At 42.0% G+C, this 23,435-nt stretch carries 20 protein-coding genes and 1 pseudogene; 4 read left to right on the forward strand and 17 right to left on the reverse strand.

Annotated features, from left to right (window positions below; translation table 11 throughout):
- Positions 1 to 13 precede the first annotated feature (13 nt).
- Entirely contained in the window at positions 14 to 661 is a 648-nt protein-coding gene (locus ACFQWC_RS21035) for an acetoin utilization AcuB family protein (RefSeq protein ID WP_299739328.1), read from the forward strand.
- Positions 658 to 1,833: an acetoin utilization protein AcuC gene (locus ACFQWC_RS21040; protein WP_377109020.1), complete on the forward strand. Its 1,176-nt coding sequence runs from the start codon at positions 658 to 660 to the stop codon at positions 1,831 to 1,833. Before ACFQWC_RS21035 ends, ACFQWC_RS21040 begins: the two co-directional genes overlap by 4 nt.
- Positions 1,834 to 1,912: 79 nt before the next feature.
- On the opposite strand, the gene motS is transcribed toward ACFQWC_RS21040, so the two are convergent.
- The 4 genes from motS to ACFQWC_RS21060 form a co-directional block, all read right to left on the reverse strand.
- Positions 1,913 to 2,650, reverse strand: coding sequence for a flagellar motor protein MotS (gene motS, locus ACFQWC_RS21045; RefSeq protein WP_377109021.1), 738 nt, complete (start codon positions 2,648 to 2,650; stop codon positions 1,913 to 1,915).
- Positions 2,640 to 3,455, reverse strand: a complete 816-nt coding sequence (motP, locus tag ACFQWC_RS21050) for a flagellar motor protein MotP (protein WP_299739334.1) — start codon at positions 3,453 to 3,455, stop codon at positions 2,640 to 2,642. Before motP ends, motS begins: the two co-directional genes overlap by 11 nt.
- Before the next feature lie 60 nt (positions 3,456 to 3,515).
- Positions 3,516 to 4,514, reverse strand: coding sequence for a catabolite control protein A (ccpA, locus tag ACFQWC_RS21055; RefSeq protein ID WP_299739682.1), 999 nt, complete (start codon positions 4,512 to 4,514; stop codon positions 3,516 to 3,518).
- 722 nt (positions 4,515 to 5,236) lie between these two features.
- Positions 5,237 to 6,313 (reverse strand): bifunctional 3-deoxy-7-phosphoheptulonate synthase/chorismate mutase, encoded by a 1,077-nt coding sequence (locus ACFQWC_RS21060; protein WP_044339452.1) that lies wholly within the window; start codon positions 6,311 to 6,313, stop codon positions 5,237 to 5,239.
- Between the two features lie 205 nt (positions 6,314 to 6,518).
- On the opposite strand from ACFQWC_RS21060, the pseudogene ACFQWC_RS21065 reads away from it, so the two are divergent.
- Positions 6,519 to 8,674 (forward strand): annotated as a pseudogene (locus ACFQWC_RS21065) (cell division FtsA domain-containing protein).
- Positions 8,675 to 8,717: 43 nt separating this feature from the next.
- Here ACFQWC_RS21065 and ACFQWC_RS21070 read toward each other — a convergent pair.
- From ACFQWC_RS21070 to ACFQWC_RS21085, 4 genes are all read right to left on the reverse strand, one after another.
- Positions 8,718 to 9,290: a YtxH domain-containing protein gene (locus ACFQWC_RS21070; protein ID WP_299739342.1), complete on the reverse strand. Its 573-nt coding sequence runs from the start codon at positions 9,288 to 9,290 to the stop codon at positions 8,718 to 8,720.
- A 177-nt stretch (positions 9,291 to 9,467) separates the two neighbouring features.
- The gene (gene ytxJ / locus ACFQWC_RS21075) at positions 9,468 to 9,782 is read right to left on the reverse strand and encodes a bacillithiol system redox-active protein YtxJ (RefSeq protein WP_299739344.1); all 315 of its coding nucleotides are present in this window, start codon (positions 9,780 to 9,782) and stop codon (positions 9,468 to 9,470) included.
- 127 nt (positions 9,783 to 9,909) lie between these two features.
- The gene (locus ACFQWC_RS21080) at positions 9,910 to 10,392 is read right to left on the reverse strand and encodes a YtxH domain-containing protein (RefSeq protein ID WP_299739346.1); all 483 of its coding nucleotides are present in this window, start codon (positions 10,390 to 10,392) and stop codon (positions 9,910 to 9,912) included.
- A gap of 16 nt (positions 10,393 to 10,408) precedes the next feature.
- On the reverse strand, positions 10,409 to 10,921 hold the full coding sequence (locus ACFQWC_RS21085; RefSeq protein ID WP_299739347.1) for a DUF948 domain-containing protein: 513 nt from the start codon (positions 10,919 to 10,921) through the stop codon (positions 10,409 to 10,411).
- Positions 10,922 to 11,127: 206 nt separating this feature from the next.
- Here ACFQWC_RS21085 and ACFQWC_RS21090 point away from each other — a divergent pair, with 206 nt between their 5' ends.
- Positions 11,128 to 12,243 carry an aminopeptidase gene (locus ACFQWC_RS21090; RefSeq protein WP_299739349.1) on the forward strand — a complete coding sequence of 372 codons (1,116 nt, stop codon included), beginning with the start codon at positions 11,128 to 11,130 and terminating at the stop codon, positions 12,241 to 12,243.
- 280 nt (positions 12,244 to 12,523) lie between these two features.
- On the opposite strand, the gene murC is transcribed toward ACFQWC_RS21090, so the two are convergent.
- The 9 genes from murC to ACFQWC_RS21135 form a co-directional block, all read right to left on the reverse strand.
- The gene (gene murC, locus ACFQWC_RS21095) at positions 12,524 to 13,840 is read right to left on the reverse strand and encodes a UDP-N-acetylmuramate--L-alanine ligase (protein ID WP_299739351.1); all 1,317 of its coding nucleotides are present in this window, start codon (positions 13,838 to 13,840) and stop codon (positions 12,524 to 12,526) included.
- 157 nt (positions 13,841 to 13,997) lie between these two features.
- Positions 13,998 to 14,666, reverse strand: a complete 669-nt coding sequence (locus ACFQWC_RS21100) for a hypothetical protein (RefSeq protein ID WP_299739353.1) — start codon at positions 14,664 to 14,666, stop codon at positions 13,998 to 14,000.
- A gap of 8 nt (positions 14,667 to 14,674) precedes the next feature.
- A complete protein-coding gene (locus ACFQWC_RS21105; RefSeq protein ID WP_299739355.1) occupies positions 14,675 to 15,778 on the reverse strand; it encodes a nicotinate phosphoribosyltransferase in 1,104 nt (367 codons plus the stop codon).
- Positions 15,779 to 15,886: 108 nt separating this feature from the next.
- Positions 15,887 to 18,670 (reverse strand): DNA translocase FtsK, encoded by a 2,784-nt coding sequence (locus ACFQWC_RS21110; RefSeq protein ID WP_377109022.1) that lies wholly within the window; start codon positions 18,668 to 18,670, stop codon positions 15,887 to 15,889.
- 582 nt (positions 18,671 to 19,252) lie between these two features.
- Complete coding sequence (ytpR, locus tag ACFQWC_RS21115) at positions 19,253 to 19,858, reverse strand: YtpR family tRNA-binding protein (RefSeq protein WP_299739359.1); 606 nt, start codon at positions 19,856 to 19,858, stop codon at positions 19,253 to 19,255.
- Positions 19,858 to 20,667: a DUF1444 domain-containing protein gene (locus ACFQWC_RS21120; RefSeq protein WP_299739361.1), complete on the reverse strand. Its 810-nt coding sequence runs from the start codon at positions 20,665 to 20,667 to the stop codon at positions 19,858 to 19,860. The genes ytpR and ACFQWC_RS21120 overlap by 1 nt, the downstream gene beginning before the upstream one ends.
- A gap of 176 nt (positions 20,668 to 20,843) precedes the next feature.
- Positions 20,844 to 21,161 carry a thioredoxin family protein gene (locus ACFQWC_RS21125; RefSeq protein WP_299739363.1) on the reverse strand — a complete coding sequence of 106 codons (318 nt, stop codon included), beginning with the start codon at positions 21,159 to 21,161 and terminating at the stop codon, positions 20,844 to 20,846.
- A 1-nt stretch (position 21,162) separates the two neighbouring features.
- Positions 21,163 to 22,194: a PTS sugar transporter subunit IIC gene (locus ACFQWC_RS21130; RefSeq protein WP_299739365.1), complete on the reverse strand. Its 1,032-nt coding sequence runs from the start codon at positions 22,192 to 22,194 to the stop codon at positions 21,163 to 21,165.
- A gap of 647 nt (positions 22,195 to 22,841) precedes the next feature.
- Positions 22,842 to 23,348: a hypothetical protein gene (locus tag ACFQWC_RS21135; RefSeq protein ID WP_299739367.1), complete on the reverse strand. Its 507-nt coding sequence runs from the start codon at positions 23,346 to 23,348 to the stop codon at positions 22,842 to 22,844.
- Positions 23,349 to 23,435 lie beyond the last annotated feature (87 nt).

The following is a 23,435-nucleotide window of genomic DNA, read 5'->3' on the forward strand; positions in this document are numbered from 1 at the left end:
AGGGGTGGAGAACGTGATTGTAGAAGAAATCATGAAAACGAAAGTCGAAACATTAAAGGCAGACGATACAATTGAAACAGCCATAAAACTAATGCGGGAGAAGAAAATCAAGCATATCCCGATTACGAATGATGCTCTGGAAGTAATCGGAATCGTGAGTGACCGTGATGTAAAAGACGGTACCCCATCTATTTTTCATGATGACTCCTCTACTAGTGAGTTACAGAATCCTCTTAAGTTGATCATGAAGAAAGATGTGATCACAGGTCATCCATTGGATTTCGTAGAAGAGGTTGCCGCTCTTTTTTATGAGCACCGAATCAGCTGCCTGCCTATCCTGAAGGAAAAAAAGCTCGTAGGAATCATAACTGAAACAGACCTGCTGTACACTCTCATTCAACTGACGGGAGCCCACCAACCCGGCTCTCAAATTGAAGTGAAAGTCCCACATAAAGCTGGCATTCTCTATGAAGTGGCCGGTATCATCAGAAGAAATAACTCTAATATTCAAAGTGTCCTCGTGTATCCGGATAAAAAGGACGAAAACTTTAAAATACTTGTGTTCCGCGTAAGAACGATGAATCCGATGAATGTGATCGATGATCTCAAGAAAGAAGGATATGACGTGTTATGGCCAAACATGCCAGGAATCTCATCATGACCAAAGATGCTGTCTTCATTTATTCAGATGAACTCCTTGAGTATCGGTTCTCTGATGAGCATCCTTTCAATCAAACCCGATTGACCTTGACGATGGACTTACTCAAAGAAGTAAATGCTCTTCAATCAGATGAAATTGTCCCCCCACGAATGGCTACCGACGAAGAACTATTTCTTAATCATGATCCCAACTATGTAAACGCCGTCAAAAGAGCGAGTGTCGGCCAACTCTCTCAAGATCAGGCAGAAGGGTTTGGTATTGGTACAGAAGATACCCCAATGTTCAAAGGAATGCATGAAGCAAGTGCTTATTTAGTGGGCGGAACGTTGACGGCCGTTGATTATGTCATGACGGGAAAAGCGAAGCATGCCCTCCATCTCGGCGGTGGTCTGCATCACGGCTTCAAAGGAAAAGCATCCGGCTTCTGTATTTATAATGACAGTTCAGTGGCGATTCGCTATTTGCAGGAAAAATATGGGGCGCGGGTCCTGTATGTCGATACAGATGCTCATCACGGAGATGGCGTTCAGTGGTCCTTTTACGATGATCCGGACGTTTGTACCCTGTCCATCCATGAAACGGGACGTTACCTCTTCCCAGGGACAGGTAATATTAATGAGCGCGGTCACGGTAAAGGATATGGGTATTCCTTCAATATACCCCTCGATGCCTTTACAGAGGATGAATCTTGGCTCGAAGCCTACGAAACGTCCTTCCGTGAAGTCATTGAATTCTTCAAGCCCGACGTCATTTTGACTCAAAACGGGGCAGATGCCCATTATTATGATCCCCTCACCCACCTTTCAGCTACTATGAATATATACAGGGAAATCCCTCGTATCGCCCATGAGCTTGCTCATGAGTATTGCGATGGTAAATGGATTGCCGTTGGTGGGGGCGGCTATGACATTTGGAGAGTCGTCCCAAGGGCATGGAGCATGATTTGGATGCAGATGACCGGTCGAATGGACCTCGCCTCTTCCTTCCCTGGGAAGTGGACGGAACGCTGGCAGAGTAAGGCAGGTGTCACCTTGCCATCTGAATGGTGGGATAGACCTGACATATACAAGCCGATTCCGCGAAAAGGGGAAATCACGGAAAAAAATAAACAAACTGTTGAAAAAGCCCTATACTCCATCCGACAGCAACTGAGGAAAAAGCCTAGCAGTTAATCGAAAAAAAGAGGCGGCTTTTTAAACAAATCAACAAAAAACCAAGGACCTCTCATCACCACTGAGAAGCCCTTGGTTTTTATTGTTCTTCGTAAGCAGGGTCTGTAATGATCACTTCGACCCGTCTGTTTTTTTGGAGATTCTCCCTGGTGTCATTCGGGGCAATTGGCCGTGTGTCCCCATATCCGACGGCGATAAAGCGCTTCGGATCCAGGTTCTCCGTTTGAATGATGTATCGAATTACACTGCTTGCCCTTGCAGAGGAGAGTTCCCAGTTTGATGGAAATCGATATGTACCGATTGGACGATTATCTGTATGTCCTTCTACCTTCACGAAGTTTGGGATTCTGGATAAAAGATCCCCCACTTTATTTAAGAACGGATAAGCGTCCTCAAGGACCGTTGCTTCACCTGAGGCAAATAGAGCTTGCTCCTGGAGAACCAGTACGACACCTCTCTCGGTTCTTGTGGCAACTACAACGTCACTTAATTTGTTTTCATTTAAGTAGCTCTGAATATCCGCTAAAAGTTGAGTTAACTCTTTGTCGGCTTGTTCACTGCTTTGAGGCTGCATTTTCTCCATTTCCATTTCAGGTTCACCAGAAGGGTTCTCGAATGGAATGACAGATGGGTAAAACTCGAGGATTTGACGCTGTTGAAAGGAATCAGCGATGGCCCTGAATTTCACAATATCTATTTGTGACATAGAAAACAATAAAATAAAGAATACGAGAATAAGAGTAATGAGGTCAGAAAAGGTCACCATCCATTTTGGAGCACCCGTGGGCTGAGACGCTTGTTGTCGTCTACGCTTCATCGAATGAAGCCTCCTCTTGTTTCCTGCTCGAGTACATCTCCAGTTCCTCATTAGATAAGAACACTCTTAGTTTCTCTTCTAATAGTTTTGGATTTTGACCAGATTGTACTCCAACAACACCTTCAATCACGATTTGCTTCATAAACACTTCTTTCTCTGTTTTCATCGCTAATTTGGATGCCATGGGCAGGAAGACAAGATTTGCAAGGATCGATCCATATAAAGTCGTTAATAAGGCAATGGCCATATTCGGGCCCAATGACGTTGGATCATTTAAATTCTTTAACATCAGAACGAGACCAATCAAGGTCCCGATCATTCCCCAGGCAGGTGCATACTCCCCCGCCTTGTCCAATAAACTTTTATTTTTACGATGTCGCTCTTCTAAAGCGATGATTTCAGCATTCATTATATCTACGATCACGTCCTGCTCAATGCCATCCACTGCTAACAGGACACCTTTTCGAATAAAAGGATCCTCCACTTCTTCCACTTCCGCCTCTAATGCGAGAAGGCCTTCACGTCTGGCTTTTTCTGAAAGTGTCACAAACGTGCGAATGAGACCTTGAAGATCGTATTCCTCGTCACGAAAGGATTCTCTCATCACTTTCCCCATTTGCTTCAATTCCTTGATAGAGAAGCTGACCAACATGGCAGCGACCAACCCGCCTATCACAACAAACATGGAAGGCAGATCTATGAAGGAACTGAAGCCTGTAATACCTGCGTTCGTAATGATGGCGAAAGCGACGAATAGAAACCCAACTACAACCCCGATTGGTGTAAGAACATCAAGCTTTTTCATTTTGACTCTCCCTACAAAAATAAGTTCTGTTTGTCTTTATCTTTTATATCGACAAACTTCTTATTTTGTTGAGTTACGATGTTCAAGTCGATGAGGAAGAACAACTGTTGATTCTTCAACCGTTTCTTTGTTCATATATTTCGTTAATAACCTCATCGCTACAGCCCCGATATCATATAAAGGCTGAACAACGGAAGTTAACTGTGGTCTAACCATAAGCGCCAGTCTTGTGTTATCGAAGCTGATCACTTCAACTTCATCGGGGATGGACACGTTTTGATCCTGGGCACCGTGAACGACTCCAAGGGCCGTCTCATCATTTCCGACGAACACAGCGGTCGGCTTGTCCGCAAGCTCAGAAAACTTCTGCCATGCTTCAAGTCCTGAATCATATGTGTACTCACCTTCAACAACCAGGTCGTCACTATATTCCACTCCGGCTTTGGCAAGGGCCTCTCGGTACCCTTCCAACTTAAACTTCATGTTAATCGTATCGTGGAAAGGACCACTTACAAATCCAATCCGTTTATGCCCTTTTTCTAATAATTCCGTAACAGCATCATAAGAAGCCGCTTTGTAATCGATATTAACAGATGGAACCTTGTTTGTTTCTTCCACTGCCCCCGCTAACACGATTGGTACCGGAGAACGTTCGAATTCCTGAACATGCTCTTCGGAAATGTGACCTCCAAGAAACAGGATTCCATCTACTTGTTTTCCAAGCATCGTGTTAAGAAGATGAAGTTCCTTCTCGGCATTTTGATCCGAGTTACTTAAGATGATATTGTATTTGTACATCGTTGCGATATCTTCAATCCCACGTGCCAATTCAGCATAGAAAATATTAGAGATATCCGGAATGATGACTCCGACCGTTGTTGTTTTCTTACTTGCCAGTCCCCTTGCTACAGCATTCGGACGGTATCCAAGGCGGTCTATGACCTCCAGTACTTTCTTTCTTGTTGCCGGTTTTACATTAGGATTTCCGTTGACTACACGTGAAACGGTTGCCATGGAAACATTTGCTTCTCTTGCTACATCATATATTGTAACGTTCATCATTAACTCTCCTTTACTCTTCTACTCATTTATCTTATTTTACACTAAATAAACCTAAAGAAAAAAGCGATTACAATAGTTTGTTAAAAAATGCACATATTTATATTCACGTTAGTGTTTTTTTCAATGTATATAGGTTATTTATCTGCAATTACCTAGATAATCATACGATAGTCTCTATATTCCTGCAACGACTCCGCCTTATCTTAATAAAAAGTTCATAATAGCTTGAGCTTGCAGAAGCGGGGGAGGTTTAGTGGAGAAAACAAGCATAGGACGAATCTTCAGAGGGTATTTTGCCGGGTCACTGGTTGGGGGTTTCGCTGATATATTTGGGGGTTCGCTGTTAAATTGAAGATTTCGCTGATATATTTGGGATTTCGCTGATAAATTGAAGATTTCGATGATATATTTGGGGGTTCGCTGTTAAAAATCTGAATTCCGATGTAATAATTAGATTTCGCCGTTACATTTGAAATATCGCCGTTAAAACCAGAATTTCTCCGTTAAAATAAAATTTTCACCGATATCCCTAATGAAGATTCGATGTTTCAATTAAAAACTCAGGTAATTCGCTACTCCCAAACAAAGAATTGGGCTTTCAAAAGGACATTACTTTAAAAAATGCCTAAAGTGATCGTAAAAACTCGTATTTTTCTTTCGAAAATCAAAAACAAAGGGTTGGACCCCATGAATAGGATCCAACCCTTCTCTTATATACATTATACTTCGATCGTTCTGCCTTTTAATAGCTCCTGGTAGAAATGATCAAATTGATCTAAATCCATTTGCTGAGCTGAATCGGATAGGGCAACGGCAGGATCAGGATGAACCTCGGCCATTACTCCATCTGCACCGATGGCAAGTGCTGCTTTTGCCGTTGGGAGCAATAGATCTCTACGTCCAGTCGAATGTGTTACATCCACGAATACCGGTAGATGCGTTTCTTGCTTAAGAATTGGGACAGCCGAAATGTCCAATGTGTTTCTTGTTGCTTTTTCATACGTACGAATTCCACGTTCACAAAGGATGATGTCTCCATTTCCTTGTGAAATGATGTATTCGGCAGCGTTGATGAACTCATCGATCGTTGCAGCTAAACCGCGTTTAAGCAATACGGGCTTTTTCACTGCCCCGGCTGCTTTTAACAGCTCAAAGTTTTGCATATTTCTCGCACCGATTTGAATCACATCAATGTATTCCAGCGCAGGTTCGATATCGGCTGGATTAACGATCTCACTTACGACAGCTAAATCATATTCATCCGCCACTTTTTTAAGAATTTTCAAGCCTTCAATCCCGAGGCCCTGGAAATCATAAGGTGAAGTCCTAGGTTTGAATGCCCCGCCTCGAAGCAATTTAAGTCCTTTTGCTTTAACGGCCTTCGCCACTTCAGCCACTTGCTCGTAAGATTCAACGGCACATGGACCGAAAATGAAATGAGGCTTTCCATCACCAATGGAATCTCCGTTGATATTGACAATCGTATCATCCGGTTTCTTTTTACGGGAAACAAGCAATGCTTTACGGTGATCGTCTTTTTGCAACTCTAAACCGGCTTTAAAGATCTCTTTAAAAATATGTTCAATGGTAGAATGTTCGAATGGACCATTGTTATTTTCTTTAATCAGATCTAGCATGCCTCTTTCGCGAACAGGATCATAGCGGTATACTCCTTGAGTCTCCTTGACACGCCCGATTTCCTGAACTAGTTTAGCACGTTCATTAATGGTGTCTAATAGTTTTAGGTTCATCTCGTCGACTTGTTTTCGTAATTGATCGAGCTCTTGATTACTCACAATACAGCACCCTTTCTTTTTTTATCCTGTTCATACGTAAAAACTGTTATAGTTTTAAGAAAGTATGATACATTTTTGATATTGAAACTTATTATAATAGAACATATCTAAAATGTCACGATAAAATTCTTTATTAATTAGACGCTTTTAAGCACTAAAGTATTTTAGTATTGTATGAGAATAGGCTAAAGTGGGTGAACACTAATTGAAAAATAAGCAAAAAATTTTTGCATTAGATATCGGAACCAGGTCGGTCGTCGGGATTATTTTAGAAGAAATAGACGGAATATTTCAAGTTTCAGATATTTTAGTAGAAGAGCATAAAAAGAGAGCCATGCTGGATGGTCAGATTCATGACGTTCCTGCTGTATCAGAGGTCATTTACTCCATTAAAGCGCGTTTGGAAAAGAAACATGGCCCCCTTTATAAAGTGTGTGTCGCAGCAGCCGGAAGAGCTCTGAAAACGGAAATAGCATCTTGCTCATCAAATATTAAAGGAAAACCCCTTCTTCAAAAAAACGATATCCTCCATCTGGAGTTAAGTGCTGTCCAGCAAGCTCAAGCATTAGCTGCAGAAAATGAAAATGATACGAAGGGCTACCACTATTACTGTGTTGGTTATTCTGTCCTATTTTACCGTTTGGATGGTGAAGAAATCGGAAGCCTCATCGATCAGCAAGGGGATGAAGCCACCGTCGAGATTATCGCGACTTTCCTCCCACGTGTCGTGGTTGAATCCTTGATTGCGGCACTCAATCGCGCCGGCCTTGAAATGGATGCTTTGACATTAGAGCCCATCGCTGCCATTAATGTGCTTATTCCAGAATCCATGAGACGACTCAATGTAGCCCTCGTTGATATCGGAGCAGGAACATCGGATATCGCGATCACCAATATGGGGACTGTCATTGCCTATGGGATGGTCCCGACAGCCGGGGATGAAATAACGGAAGCCCTCAGTCATGGATTATTGTTGGATTTTCCATTAGCGGAACAGGCAAAGAGGGAGCTTCAGTCCAGAGATCTGATTACTGTTACCGATATTCTTGGCTTTGAAACGAGTTATCCTACACATGAGGTGGTGGAGAAAATCACACCAGCTGTGAATCGGTTGGCAGAAGAGATTTCAAAGGAGATTCTCCGTTTGAACAATGGAAAGCCCCCACAAGCTGTCATGCTTGTAGGAGGAGGCAGCCTAACACCTGTACTGCCCGACCGATTGGCAGCATCCCTGCAGCTTCCTCATAATCGGGTCGCTGTAAGAGGCGTAGAGGCGATTCAGAATATAACCATATTGGATGAAGTAACGAAAGGACCTGACCTCGTTACCCCGATTGGAATTGCCATTGCTGCTAAACAAGCCCCTGTTCAATACGTCACCGCTCACGTGAACAATCAACCTGTCCGATTGTTTGAAGTAAAGGACTTAACGGTCGGTGACTGCATTTTGGCTGCTGGGTTAAAGTTGAGTAAATGGCACGGGATACCGGGAAGTGGATTCTTTGTATCAGTCAATGGTCAAGATATATCTTTGCCAGGAGGTCACGGTCACCCGCCCCTCATTGAAAAAATGGTCTGCCTAGTGCACTTGATGAAAACATTAAAAATAACGATATTATTTCTGTTTATAGAGGAAATGACGGAACTCAACCCAGGGTAACCATCGGTGATCTGATTGACACGTCCTCTTCTAAACAGATTGTCATTGGCGATGACAATTATGTAGTTACTCCACTCGTATACAGAAACAATCAGCCTGCATCCCTTGATGATACCATTCAGGATCGTGATTCTATTCGAATCGAATTAACGGAATCACTCTTCGACGTGTTAAAGCATTTTGGGTATGAAGAATGGGTAGAATGCACAAAGCCCTATCATATTTCCATCAATGGAAAAGAAACGTTCTTCCCTGCCTATAGCGGAAAGCTATTCATAAACGGTATTGAGGCGAAGCTTTCATCAAGGATTCAGCAGAATGATATCGTTTCATTCAAACCTGGTTCCACACCAACGGTAAAGGAGCTTCTCATCAAGAAACAGCTCACCCCGGGGTCCACTATCCTGATTACTTTTAACGGCAAGAAAGTAGAACTTATGAAAGAGAGCAGCCGGGTTTATCGCAATGGGATTAATCTTAAAATGGATGATCGATTATTATCCGGTGATACAATTGAAATAGAAGCACAACAAATGAGCTCATTTATTTTCCAAGACTTGTTTAATTCAGTTGAAGTCAATATGCCTTCTCATGCGAATGGGAGCTTCGTACTCTTGAAAAATGGGGAGGAAACCACCTTTTATGAGGAAATCCAACAGGGGGATGAACTCGAAATCGTGTGGCCTAAAGGGACACGCTGACTATCAGACAGAAAAAAACTGGCATTTACGCCAGTTTTTTTGTTTACGATCCAACTTGGCCAGGTAAGCTGCTCGTACGGTTAGTTGGATGGATATTGTTATTATCTGTAGAAATAGAGCTTGTTGAAGGCTGAGTGCCGTTTACAGAAGAGGTCGAGTCGCCTGTCACTTCTTCTCCCGCTTCTTTCACTTTCCCACCAATATCCTTCAATTCTTCTGCTGCTTCTTTGGTAGTGGCTATAATTTCAGAAGAATCTTCTTTTACTTGATTCACTTGATCAATCACATCATCATTCACCTTTTCATAAAGGCTCTGTGCATCGTTGATCGCTTCCTTTAATACAGTAGATGCCGTTTTAAGGCGATCCTGCCAGTCGTTCATGATTCCCGATGGATTTTCTCTTACCTTTGCCACCATCCCCATCGTAGAGTCTTTCACGTTTGATGTTCTCGAAGATACTCTCTTTCTTGTTGTTTTATCAAGCATAGCCACTGCGCCGCCTACTACAGCTCCCACAACCATGCCTTTTAATAACTTACCGTTCTTCTCACCGGAAGTGCCGTTCTTCGTAGTCGTATTACTTGTTTGAGTTTTATATGGTACAGTCTGTGTCATGAATCGTTCCTCCTAGTTTACTTTAGATAATTTTTTATTCTTATAGAGTAAATTCCCTGTATTATAGAAAATAAACACATGGGAGGGAATTACCAAAAATTATTAGGAATCCCAAACGAAATCATCAGTAAGTACACATAAAATAAAAAAGACCCTGTCAAAACAGAGTCCTTTCCCCTACAACTTATTTAATTCATTCTCAGTAATATTCCAATGTGAAGCATTCCAGCCTGGTTTCCCTTCAATAAAAAGAAAGGCTTGCGGCGATTCATGCTTAATGCCGTACTTCTCAGCAATATGACTGGATAGCTCCCTTGATTCCTGAACGGCTAAATAGTAGCCGTCTTCTTCTTCATGCTTGTTTAAGAAAGCTTGGTATTCGTTGAAAGCATTTGAGCTTATCGGACATGTTAAGCTGTGCTTCATAAAAAAGAAGCGGGAACTTGTTTCAGAAAGCTTTTCAAACTCTTGAACGGTTTCAATCTTTTGCATGAGATTCATACTCCCTTTCATACATGTGCTTTATTAGACAAGAGACAAACGGATGCCTCCTGGCTTTTAATTGCAACAAAAAAACGGTGAAGTAATCATATCACTTCACCGCCCCTGGAATCAATTATTATTGATTGTATGTTTTTTCAGTTTCATCAAACGCCTTTTTTGTTTCTTCGAGCTTTTGATTCACATCTTCTGTTTCTTCAACAGGTGTTGTTTCACCTACAGCAACAGCTTGCAGCTCATCATTTGTTTCTTGAAGCTCGTTATTATTAGAGCGGTATGTTTTCAGCTTGCCAACCACATTGTTGGATTGCTCCTGTACTGATTTTGTTAGGGCAGAAGATTTTTCTTTCGCAACCGCTGCAAGTTCATTGCTCTTTTCTACAGCCGTGTCTTTCCACTGACCTGTCTTTTCTTTCAGGACGCCTGCCTGTTCGTTAATATCATGACGAAGATCTTTACCGGATTTAGGAGCCAGTAGTAGAGCTGTAGCCGCTCCTACGATTCCTCCGATCAGTGTTCCGATCATGAAGTCCTTTGAATTAATGTTGTTGCTGTCATTTGTTTGGTTCTGGTTCTGGTTTTGATTGTACTGTTGTGTCATTTTAAAATTCCCCTCTCTAATTGTTATAAGATCTTGCTCTTTTTATCAATTTTTCTTGAGAACGAACTTCTTTTGGTGTTTGGTTTTGAACAGCTTCATCAGGTTGAGTTGGCTGTTTTTCCTGTTTTTGTTTCCATTTGTCCTTTAACTCAATGAAAGCATTTCCCCACTGAACAACCTGTGAAATCTTCCCTTGATTCCGTTCAAGTTCAGTTGAAATGGAAGTACTTACTTTCTTAACCGAGTTATTAAGGTTCTGGATGGAGTGCCCTACATCTCTTACTGCATAAACAACAGTGTTCAGATCCTCAGATTTCTTCTGGATATCCTCGGCTAATAGGTTTGTTTTATGTAGTAATTCTGTGGACTCTTTTGTTACTCCTTGAAGCTGACTCTCAAGGCCGGTCAATGTAGTTGAAACACTGTCTAAAGTTGAGCCTAGAGACTTCAATGTTTTCATTACACTCATAACTAAAATAAAAAATGCAACTGCTATTACAGCCACGCTTAGATAAAGAATTATTTCCATATGCCACACCTCCATGTATAGAAATTCTTTACCCTTATCATAAACAAATAAACATTATACTAGTATTTCTTCCTTTCTCATGAATTCTCCTGCATGAAAAAATAAAAAATATTTCTTCTTTTAGCTTTTCTCATTTTGTTTATCGCATCCATTAAATCATGTTTTAGGGTACAATAAAATGGACTATATACAAAGGGGAAGATAACATGAAAGATCCACGCATTGAAAAACTGGCAAAAAATTTAATTCAATATTCCGTGCAGTTACAGCCTGGAGAGAAAGTATTGATCGAAAACTTCGGCTTGCAACGGGAACTAGTGACAGCACTCGTTAAGGAAGCATATGCAGCCGGGGGATATCCTTTTGTGTCACTTAAAGATCACGCAGTAGACCGCGCATTATTGATGGGTGCCCAAGAAGAACAATACAACATGATTGCAAGCTTTGAAGCGAATGTCATGGAACAGATGGATGCGTATATCGGTTTGCGCTCAGGTGATAATATCAGTGAACAATCGGATGTACCTGACGAAAAGATGAAGATCCATGGAAATACAATTGGTAAAAAAGTACATAGAGAAATTCGTGTCCCTAAGAAAAAGTGGGTCGTGCTCCGCTATCCGACTGCTTCGATGGCACAGCTCGCCAATATGAGTACAGAAGGCTTCGAAGACTTCTACTTCGATGTCTGCAACCTGGACTACAGCAAAATGGACAGTGCCATGGATAACCTGGTCGAACTCATGAACAAAACGGATAAAGTCCGCCTTGTCGGAGAAGGGACGGACCTTACATTCTCAATCAAGGACATTCCTGCAGTGAAATGTGCGGGACGCCTGAACATTCCCGATGGTGAAGTGTACAGTGCACCTGTGAAGAATTCGGTGAACGGCGTGATTTCTTACAATACGCCATCTCCATATAACGGATTTACGTTCGAAAATGTAAAATTGACATTCAAAGAAGGTAAGATTGTTGAAGCTACTGCAAATGACACTGAGCGAATCAACAAAATCTTTGATACGGATGAAGGGGCAAGATACGTAGGTGAATTCGCCATTGGTGTGAATCCATACATCCAGCATCCGATGCAGGACATCTTATTTGACGAAAAGATTGATGGCAGCTTCCACTTTACACCGGGTGAATGCTACGAAGAAGCGTATAATGGAAACCACTCGAACATTCACTGGGATATGGTGATGATTCAGCGTCCTGAGTATGGTGGAGGCGAGATCTATTTCGATGATGTATTAATTCGCAAAGACGGTCGATTTGTCATTGAAGAACTAGATGTGCTGAATCCTGAGAATTTGAAGTAAACGGAAAAGCCACCGTCATGAATCATGACGGTGGCTTTTTATTGTAGTGTGAATCTTTGGAGGGCCGACTGATTGGATGTTGAACACTTGAGAATGATTGCCTGTTGAAATTCTTGGGATATTTGCCTGTTAAATTCAACTCATTTTTTGCCTGTTGAATTTCAGCCTTTTTTTGCCTGTTAAAAACACCGCTTTTTTAAACAGTTAAATTCCCTATCATAATCAATTCAACCTTACAAAATAGAAAAAAACGGCTCCCATAAGAACCGGTTTTTCCATATTAATTTTCTGCTACCTGTTCCTCCAGCGTTTTTTCATACGCTTGTTGGAACTTTTGTACGTCTCCTGCTCCCATGAAAATCAGCACTGCGTTTTCATGTTTGAGTAAGGCAGTCGTATCTTGTTCATCTATAATCTCGCATCCTTCAATCTTGCTTCCAAGATCGTTGATCGAAAGTTTCCCATGATTTTCCCTTGCGGAACCGAAGATTTCACATAAGTACACTTTGTCTGCTAGACTCAGGGTTTCTGCAAACTCGGAAAGGAAGGTTTGCGTACGTGTAAATGTGTGAGGCTGGAAGACAGCAATGATTTCTTTTTCAGGATATTTCTGTCTTGCAGAATCCACGGTTGCTTTGATTTCAGTCGGGTGATGAGCATAATCGTCGATCAGGATTTGAGTGCCCACCTCTTTTTCAGAAAAGCGGCGTTTAACTCCTTTAAATGTGCTTAATCTCTCTTGAACGATGGCTGTATCCAGCTCTTCATAATGACAGATCGCAATGACGGATAAAGCATTCATGATATTGTGATCCCCGAAGGTTGGAATTTTAAATGTTGCATAAAATTCATTACGCACAAACACATCGAATGTTGTTCCGCTTCTGTCCCGCGATACGTTTCTCGCCTGGAAGTCATTTTCCTCAGCGAAGCCGTAAAATACGACTGGCACTTGAGCCTGGATTTTCTGTAGCTGTTCGTCATCTCCACATGCGATGATTCCCTTTTTCACTTGCATCGCCATCTCCTGGAAGGCAGAGAAAACGTCATCTACATTGGCAAAGTAATCAGGATGATCAAAGTCAATGTTCGTCATGATGGCATAGTCAGGGAAATAAGACAAGAAGTGACGGCGATATTCGCACGCTTCAAATACAAAGTACTGAGCATCCACTTCACCTTTGCCTGTTCCATCCCCAATAAGAAATGAAGTCGGCTTTGCACCACTGATGACATGTGCTAATAAACCAGTTGTAGACGTTTTTCCGTGTGCACCCGTTACCGCTACACTTGTAAATTTCTGCATGAATTCTCCAAGAAATTTATGATATCTAGTGAGGGGTAACCCTTGCTCGACAGCTGCCTGAATTTCTTCATGCGTGTCAGGAAATGCATTTCCTGCGATCACATGCATATCCCCTCCAATGTTTTCTTTTTGGAAAGGAAGAATTTTTATATTTGATTCATCCAGTGCCTTCTGAGTAAAGAAATATTTATCTACGTCAGATCCTTGGACCTCGTAGTCCATATCGTGGAGTATTTGGGCTAAAGCACTCATACCCGACCCCTTAATTCCTACGAAATGATATATAGTCATAATAGAACCTCCAACAATCGTCTATCTAAAAGCATTATATGAAATGAATATTATTTTGCTATCGGTCTTAAGCTTTTGATATTGAGTATAGAAAAAAGCGAACTTTCTTCAACTTGAAATATTATATCATTTTTTAAAATCCCTGACCATGCACAAGCTACGAAAGACTGTGTAGAATGAAGTTTGGTGCTTCTTCTTTTAAATACGTTCTCCATAATACTCCAGTTTTTTGATTCATTTGACCATAATGATTTTTCATATCTGATAAAATCCCCTCTGATTTGACGGGGAAAACAGGACCTAAGATCCACTGATGTGTCACCAACGGGACTTTCCTCACGAAATAGATCCCATTCTCAACAATTCCCTTTTCTTTACAATCAAGGTTTGTTTTAACAGAACTTTCTTCATCCTGAATGATATTTAGACATGTAAAAGTAGCTTCTTCATCCTGTGTATCGATTTTTCCAATGGTGACGGGCTCCCACGCTGCTGTCAGCATGATGGCACCAAGCAGTTTTACTGATTCATGCAGTGAATGGGACTGAAGAAATTGAAAAAACAGGGTTTGCCCCTTGATGGTTTTGTAATCAAACAAAAACCATTCTTGAAAGAGCTTTTTGGTTTCTTCATCCATCCGAGACTCATCATGTAAAAGAAAACGTTTAGAGAACATCATCTTGGCCCGTACCTTTTCTCTAATGTTCGTTTCCTTCAAAGCGTACTCGTGCGCTTTTCTGTATAGGTCTTTTATATGATCCTCGGCCATTCGCTGCTTTTTAACTCTATATTGCTCTAGATTTAAAAGGCTGTCTGTTTCTTGCATCCTCTCACCTATTCGAATTCTACTTTTTCCAGTCGGGGGTTTGGACGGAGTTTTCTCCCTGCCTTGGCTTCAGGGGAACCATCTATTACGACGTTATCCCCTGTAAAACCGACATGGATTTTCAGAAGACTGCTTCCCACTCCATACATATCAACCGGAACCTGATTTTCCTCAAACTGGCGAATACGATCTTCGTTAAATCCACCTGACACCACAATCTTGACGTGGTGGAACCCCTCTTCATCCAATGCCTGTCTTAATGCATTAATGAGTTGCATATTTACTCCCCGCGGGTCAAATGTGCCGAGCACGTGTTGATTACGGAGGAAGTATTTATCGATCATCATTCGTGATGTATCTACCCTTACCCCTTTTAATTCAGGGCCAAACTCCCGCGCTACCTTTAATGAGTCTGTAATGGCATCATTATTATAGTCTACCAGAGCGATCAGCTCGTCTTCAGGAAATGTTTCCTGGTAAGCTTTAGTGGCTTCTACGATATCTCCATTGAATAATTGGATGAGGGCATGCGGCATGGTTCCCATCCCTTTCTTCCCCCACCATTCGTTCATGGCATGGGTAGCCTGAGCTGTAGATCCACCTATGAATGCTGCATATCCATCACCGGCTTGCTGAGTAAAGTGATCATCTCGATCACCCATGAAGATGACAGGTTTTTGTTTACCTGAAATAGAGGCAGCTTTCATTACATTATAGACACTCGTCGCCACTGATGTTCTTCTTGCCAGGATGCCATCTATGATCCCTTCCAAATAGCCAAAGTCCTGGTAGCGTCCCTTGATGGTCAGTACCGTTTCAAATGGTGAAATTTGATCCCCATCTTTTAAAGAGTGGATCTCGAGATTTTGCGGGTTATCGGCAAAACTATGTAGAAGTGCAATGACTTCATCCGTTCCACAAATAACGGCATGATTCTTTTGAAAGAATTGCATGGTGACAACGGCATCCGGTTTATACTTTTTGGCGATTTCCTTCGTTTTCAAAAAATAAACAGCTGAAAACCAGCCATCCTTGATTCTTTCGTCAAACTTAAATGTATGATTGGTCAATCTGTTGAGTTTTCCTTGAAGTTTCAATTCTATTTCTTTCATTATTAAAGCTCCTTATGGCTCTTCCTACATAAAAATAGGTATTCTGTTTACTGAATCCTAAAAGGACACATATAAACAGAATACCATGTATTAAATGATTCTACTAGTCTATGCCAGAGTCTCCAATTCACTTTCGGAAATCAGGACATCCCTTGGTTTACTGCCTCTGGACTCTGAAATGATTCCATTACTCTCCATCATTTCCATCAATCTCGCCGCCCGGTTATAGCCGATTCTGAATCTGCGCTGCAAGGCCGAAGCAGAAGCCCCACCCTGGTCGACGACAAATTCACATGCTTCTAAAAATAATTCATCTTCTTCCTCGGTAACTTGTGCTTTCTTGATTAATTCATCCTGTTGAAAGAGGTAATCCGGTTCTCTTTGCTCTCTTACATGATTGATGATGTCATCGATTTCGTCATCGGACACGAAGGTTCCCTGTAAGCGGACCGGCTTCGATGAACCATTTTCCAGGAAGAGCATATCACCTTTACCCAATAGCCTTTCAGCACCGCTCCCATCAATGATTGTTCTTGAATCGACGCTTGATGAAACGGAAAACGCCACTCGTGTTGGTACATTGGCTTTAATCAAGCCTGTAATAACATCGACTGAAGGCCGTTGAGTCGCAATGATCAGGTGAATCCCGCAGGCACGTGCCTTTTGGGCGATTCGGCATATCGCTTCTTCAACATCCGCCGGCGACATCATCATCAAGTCGGCTAACTCATCAATGACTATGACTAGATATGGAAGCATATCGCTGTATTGTTTATTCCGTTTAGCCAGTTCATTAAAGCGTTTAATATCCCGTACACCTGTATGAGCAAATAATTCGTATCTTCTTTCCATTTCCTCGACAGCCCATTTAAGAGCTGCAGTAGCTGCCTTCACATCTGTTATAACCGGACTGACAAGATGTGGGATCCGGTTATAGGGAGCAAGCTCTACCATTTTCGGATCGATGAGGAGCATTTTCAATTCATCCGGTGATGCTTTGTACAAAAGACTCACGAGTATTGAGTTGATACATACACTTTTACCTGAACCGGTAGCACCGGCGATGAGTCCGTGTGGCATTTTGCTTAAATCAGTCACAATCGGCTGTCCGGAAATGTCCAGACCAAGAGCAGCGGTCAATGGGGAAGTGGGCTCTTGAAAGGCCGGACTCGCGATGACTTCACTAATGCAGACCGGACGGCTCTCCCGGTTAGGCACTTCAATACCAATCGTATGCTTACCTGGAATAGGGGCCTCCATTCGTATATCCCTTGCAGCCAGGCTAAGCTTGATATCATCTGATAGATTGGTAATTTTATTCACCTTCACGCCAGGTTCCGGTTGAACCTCGAACCTAGTGACAGACGGGCCTTGTGTGACATTCACTACTTTGGCCCTCACATTAAAATTATGAAGGGTCTCGTCCAGTAAAATCCTTTGCGAATCAAGCCATTCTTCGCTCATTTGCTTTGATACAGGAGGCATCAGATAATCCATTTCAGGAAAGACGTAGTCTCTTGTCCTTTTAGAAGATGAGCTTAATTCGCTATAACTCTTTACCGCTTCTTCTCCTTGAACCGGGCCAGCTTGCGATGTTTTCTCTTCTGCATGCTGTATGGATATTGATTCAGCTGCCCTTTCTTGATTTACTTCCTTTACAGGCTCTTCCTTCTTCTCTTCTTCTCCAGCCCTCTGAGTTAATGTTTGGTGCTCACTTTCCTTGCTCGCCACATTTCGAGCTTTGCGCGTATCCAACTGCCGCTTATCTTGTTTCAGCATCAATACGTTAAAAGGAAGATGAGATCTCTTTCGCTGCCTAGGCTCTTCCCCCTTTGGTGGTTGTGGAGGAGGTGTCGATTCCGACTCTTCCCGTACTCGGTTATCCTCGCTCGGAGGCTCATTTTGTACAACGGGTTCTTGAGCTGGTATCTCGTGGACAGCTTTAGCAGGTTCCTGTACTTGTTCATCCCTTGCAGAATTGGCAGGCTGTTGGATAGGCTCTTCATCTTGCACAGAGTCATTATGCTCCTGCTCTAAATGTTGCTCTTCGGGTGCTTGCTCTAGTTCCGAAATAAGTGAAATACGTTCATTTGATTTCTGTGAAACTTCTTCAGTAAGCTCTACTTTTTGATCCGGTTCATCAACCGGCGTTGTTTCATCGATAACTTCATCTTCTACCATTAGAACATCTTCAGTCTGATGTTGTTCAAGATGTTCCTCCCGGAAATTCGTCATCACTTCGACTGGTTCATGGTTAAAAGGTTTTTCGGATTTCTCGACAGCTGTCTCAGCTTCAGCGATTTCTTGTGATTCTTTTTCCAACGGAATTGAATCCTCTGCCGCTGATAGAGCTTCATGATCAATCACAACTTCTTTGCTTTCTTCGTCATTATGTAAAAATTTCTTAAGTTCGAACTCAACTTGCTCTTCTTTTTTCACCGGTCTTCCTCTGAAACCATAAATAGGTGACGGAATTTCCGTTGGCGTAAATGGCCTGCTATTTCCTTTTTCTACTTTAGGAGTTTTCTTCGTTTTGACAGTAACCGATGGTTTTTCTTCTTTCCACTTTGTATGTTTAGAAGGATGGTTCCGGCTCTTATTCTTTTGTTCCTTGGCTGGCTCTTCCTTCTCTTGGCTTCTACGGTTTCTATTCGTTCGTGGACGTTCTATATTTTCCCCATCCGATATAAGGGGAAAGCGAAAATTCCCTTTAGGATATTGATACGTCATTCTTGCTTCTACATCTCTTGAATGATTGGGCCCTACTATATTTTTACGTTCAGTTTTTTTACGTTCAATATGCTGAACTTCATCATTTTTTTCATCATAATACTCTTCAAATTGTTCATCATTATCTGATAATTTGCCAAACATTTTTTTAATCCAACTCACAAACATCACTCTTTCTTTCATACTTATTTATATTTTATCAGTTAAAGAGAAAAATTCGAGTCATTTCGATAGAATAGGAGAATTGTTAAGGGATTGTGTCGAAATAAACATAGGTGTAAAGAGAATGTAATACGTTTTGGAAGATATTTTCGGAAATAAGTTGCAGAGCGAGTAGTGGCTGATTTCCGCTCCAGGTGCTCGCTTTCCGCGGGGCGGGCGGTGAGCCTCCTCAGCTTCGCTTCCGGGGTCTCACCTGTCCAGCTACGGGGCTTAGGGGCTCGAGGTCATAAGCCAAGTCTGCCAAAAAGGCATAGAGCGCCTTTCCGGCAGACTCGTCTTATGCTTTCGCCCCTGGGCAAAGCCCCTCCGCTTTTCGTACTGTCCCGCTTCTCCCGCAGGAGTCGAGCACCTTCCGCTCCAATCAACTTATGAATGATCTATGTATTTTCCCAGAACTCGGTAAAAAATCTAATTAAAATAAACTTGCCATATACAAGTTTATATACATCCCAATCGTACGACCTCTAACATTAATAAAAACAAAAATACCTGAGCCCATACTACGGACCCAGGTATACATTTTTAAGCTGTGAATGGCTGACCTACTTGGTAAGTATCTTCAAGAACGAGGATCCCTTTTTCTTGGGGAGCATCTGGAAGTGCCAGTTCTTTGGCAGAACAAATCATGCCTGATGAGGCCACTCCGCGAAGCTCTGCATCTTTGATGACCATTCCGCTTGGCATGACAGCTCCAACTTTCGCAACAACGACTTTTTGTCCTTTGTCAACATTAGGGGCGCCACACACGATTTGCAGGGTTTCATCCCCAACATCCACGGTACAAATGTTCAATTTATCTGCGTTTGGATGCTTTTCTTTTTCAGACACAAATCCTACCACGAATTTTGGTGAAAAGTCTGCTTCCAATACTTCATCGAAACCGTTCTTCTTGATGGCTTCATTGATCAATTGGAGCTTCTCTTCATTCATTTCGACAGGTCCCACTTCACTTAAATCCATATACTTTGATGCATGGAATAGGTTATACCCAAGTGTTTTCCCTGTTTTCTCATCAAACAAACGTGCTGCATCTTCTTTTCTTTCATGCTGAACTTCTCCCTCAAACCCTGGATGCATTGTAACGATCAGGGTATCACCAATACCTTCTAAGTTATAAAATACGTTCATTATTTCTTCTCCCTTTCCTTTTTGCGATTTTTTGCCAGAATGAAGATCGGCTCTAATTCTCCCTCTTCATACACAAAGGAAAGTGCCGTAATTGGTACATTTCCTGTTGTAAAGAAGCTCATCGTTAGTTGAGCCAGGACATCATAACCTGTTTCATTGCGAATATCCCCGATGACCAGCACATCCTGATGAGGTACCGATACGGTCATTTCACCTTGAACATCATTGCTGACTTGTTTTAAGAAAGCGTCATTCAATATTCGACTTGCATCATATCCATCATTATTGTTCAGAAAATAGAAGATGTTTCCTGCTACTTCATCCTTTTTCATTTCTGTCGGCAAGCTTCTTACATTGAATAAGGCGGTTTCCTTCATTTGCTCGTGAGTCCATCCTTCAGCCTTTAGCATATTTTCATCTAAAAGGCGGTACGTTTTCCCAAGGTCAACAGCATAATAGATACGCGTTTCAGCTGTATGATCATCCGTAACGAGGGCAACCCCTTCATTGGATTCGGTGGCAAAAGATGTGGAACGGATCACTGGAAACACTTTTTTCTCTTTGTTCCCAAGATCTGCTCCAGTTCCCATTACATTTAAAGCTTCCTCAACATAATAGACCACTTCATCGATAATCGACTTATTGTTTTCTTTCCATTTAGATACGATAGGAGGCAGGGCTACGGTAATGCCTTTATTAGTATCGGTGTTCTCAATTCTCAGTGAATCCTTATCTCGATCATATGTAAACGTACGATTTGGTTTCTCTAATCGTTCCTGGAGTATACCTTTTAGCTTTTTTATGTCCAAATCTGATCCTCCTTTGGTGGTACTTTTATAATAGAAAGTATCGATCCAATACTTTCATCTTTGATTCATTCACTTATAACATTTTACATCAAAATCTTTAGAATACAAAAGGAACCTGTTTCATTTAAGGCAAAAAGAAAAGGGATCCCAAAATAAGGTGATCCCTTTTGCTGTTATTACAAAGCTAATGAGTTCATAAAGTCCTCGATTTGTTCTTTTGATTTCCGGTCCTTGCTTACGAAACGCCCCAGTTCACGGCCGTCTCCGTATGCCAGAAAGCTTGGAATTCCGAAGATATCCAATTCAATGCACAGATCAATAAATTGATCTCGATCTACGTATAGGAATGTGTACTCTGAATATTGGCTCTCGATTTCCGGAAGGATTGGCTCGATGATCCGGCAATCGGGACACCAGTCTGCAGAAAACATAAATACATGCTTGCCGTTTTCTTTCAACTGATGGAATTCTTCCACTGATTCAAGCTTGCGCATTTTATTTTCCCCCTGTTTCAATCGTCATTTGATTAGGTTTAATCCAACCTAGTTTACGCATATATTCAGATATTAACAGGCTTATGAATGCAGGTCCAACAATATGCAACAGAAGGACCTTCATGGTTACATCCCAGCTGAATCCCATCGTTTTAAAAGTCATGATTTGACCAACAAAACCACTTGTTCCCATTCCAGCGCCAGCTGCATTGTTTTCCATTAACCAAATAGTGGTTCCGATGGGTGCCAATATCATGCCCGCAACGGTCGGGGGAATAAGGATTCGGGGGTTTCGGATAATATTAGGCACTTGAAGCATCGAAGTACCTATTCCTTGTGCAATCAATCCCCCCACTTTATTCTCCCTATAGCTGATGACAGCAAAGCCTACCATTTGGGCAGCACATCCAATCGTAGCAGCGCCGGCAGCCACCCCGTTCAACTCAAGCATAAGGGCGATGGCTGCGCTTGAGATTGGGGCCGTCAATGCAAGACCCATGAGGGCGGCAACCAAAATACCCATAATAATCGGTCTTTGCTCTGTCGCCCAGCTGATCCAGCTTCCAAACATACTCATAAAGTCAGCGATTCCCGGTCCGATAAAATAAGCTGTTGTGAATCCGCCAAGGATGGTGACGAATGGAGTGACAATGATATCCACTTTCGTTGTTTTGCTGACAAGCTTGCCGATTTCCGTGGATATGACAGCTGCTACATAAGCTCCCGCCGGCCCACCTAAGCTCGCGCCGGCTGCTCCCGTTACCACCGCAGCAAATAGGACTAGGGGTGGAGCCCCGAGACCAAAGGCAATCGCTACCCCAATCGCGGGACCCATCAAGCTGATTGCCAGACCGCCCATCTCTATGAAAAATTCACTTAAACCAGGGGAAATTGGAAGTTGTTCCCCGATCGTCTTAATGATTAATCCGATGATCAACGAACTGAACAACCCTAATGCCATATAGCTTAACGCATCTATGAAATAAACCTTTGCAGATAATGTAATGCCTTTACTCTTTAAGAATTCTCTCACTTAAGTCCTCTCCTCTGTGTTAACCCTTCTACTTTTACTAGTGTAAAGACACTTGTTTATTTTGTCTATATATTTTACCTTTACCCGGCAATGAATTTCCTTCTATTTTTCCTTTAATTAAAGAGTATCTATTCACGTGAATAAAAAAGACTCTTTCCGCAAAATTTCTGACTATCTTAAAGAAGAATGTAGTAGTTGATTTCCGCTACAGGATGCTCGCTTTCCGCGGGGCTGGCGGTGAGCCTCCGGGGTCTCACCTGTCCAGCTATTCCCGCAGGAGTCGAGCATCCTTCCGCTCCAACCAACTATCGGAGAATGTTTCCTTAAGAAGAAATAAAAAAACCAAAAACTTTAGCAAGCAACTCTTTTAAAGTGAATTGTTATTAATTTTGACACCTTGTAGCTCTGTCACGAAAATCTCTTAAAAATGGTGAGGGGAACTGCGTAGACTCCTGCGAAAGTACGGTCGTGCCGCGAACCCGTTCGGATAAGCTGAGGAGGCTCGGCCGAACGCTAGCTGCAAGCGAAGCAGTTCCCCTCAACATCCAGCACATATTGATTGACAGAGCCCGGCCATAAACAACAATCTTTGAAAAAAGAGCAAAAAAAGACCGATTCCCACCTAAGCAGGAAATCGGTCTGTATCGTTAGGATTTATGTTTAACTGAAGCTGCCATTTTCATCATCACTTCTGCATGATCTGCTAAATCATCTAACTCCGCTTGGGTTGTTATCTTTGTTCCACCCACTCCAACAATCAGTTCGTATTCTTCTGTATCGGGCAGTTTCTTAATGACATAGTATCCTAAGCGATTGTCCTCTTTAAAAGTCCCATGTTTCAAGAGATTTTCATTGTCACTAATGGCCATTTTATATAGAAGTTCACTATCTTTTTGTTCTTGAGGGTTTGTAAAAAGGATAAAAGTATCAGAGCTTTTTGAAATAATGATATTATTAGGCGATTCTTTTTCTATTTTGGCTCCAAATGGAAGATAAAAGTTAATGTTTCCAGCCTCTTCTTTGGCTGCTTCATTTGAACTTAGTGTGTTCTCCACCACTTTGGCTGTCTCTTCTTTTTCTTTATCGATTGTCGTGTTGCATCCAGCTAAAATAAGCACAAGGATAAAGAAAATGATTGAGTGTATGATTTTCATCCTATACTTATCCTCCCTTTCATGCTTAGGACCTACGCTTATGATACCCTCACAAAGTACCACCTGACAACCCTTCCAACAAGAAAG

The organism is Rossellomorea sp. GCM10028870, from assembly GCF_042666755.1.
Lineage (GTDB): Bacteria > Bacillota > Bacilli > Bacillales > Bacillaceae_B > Rossellomorea.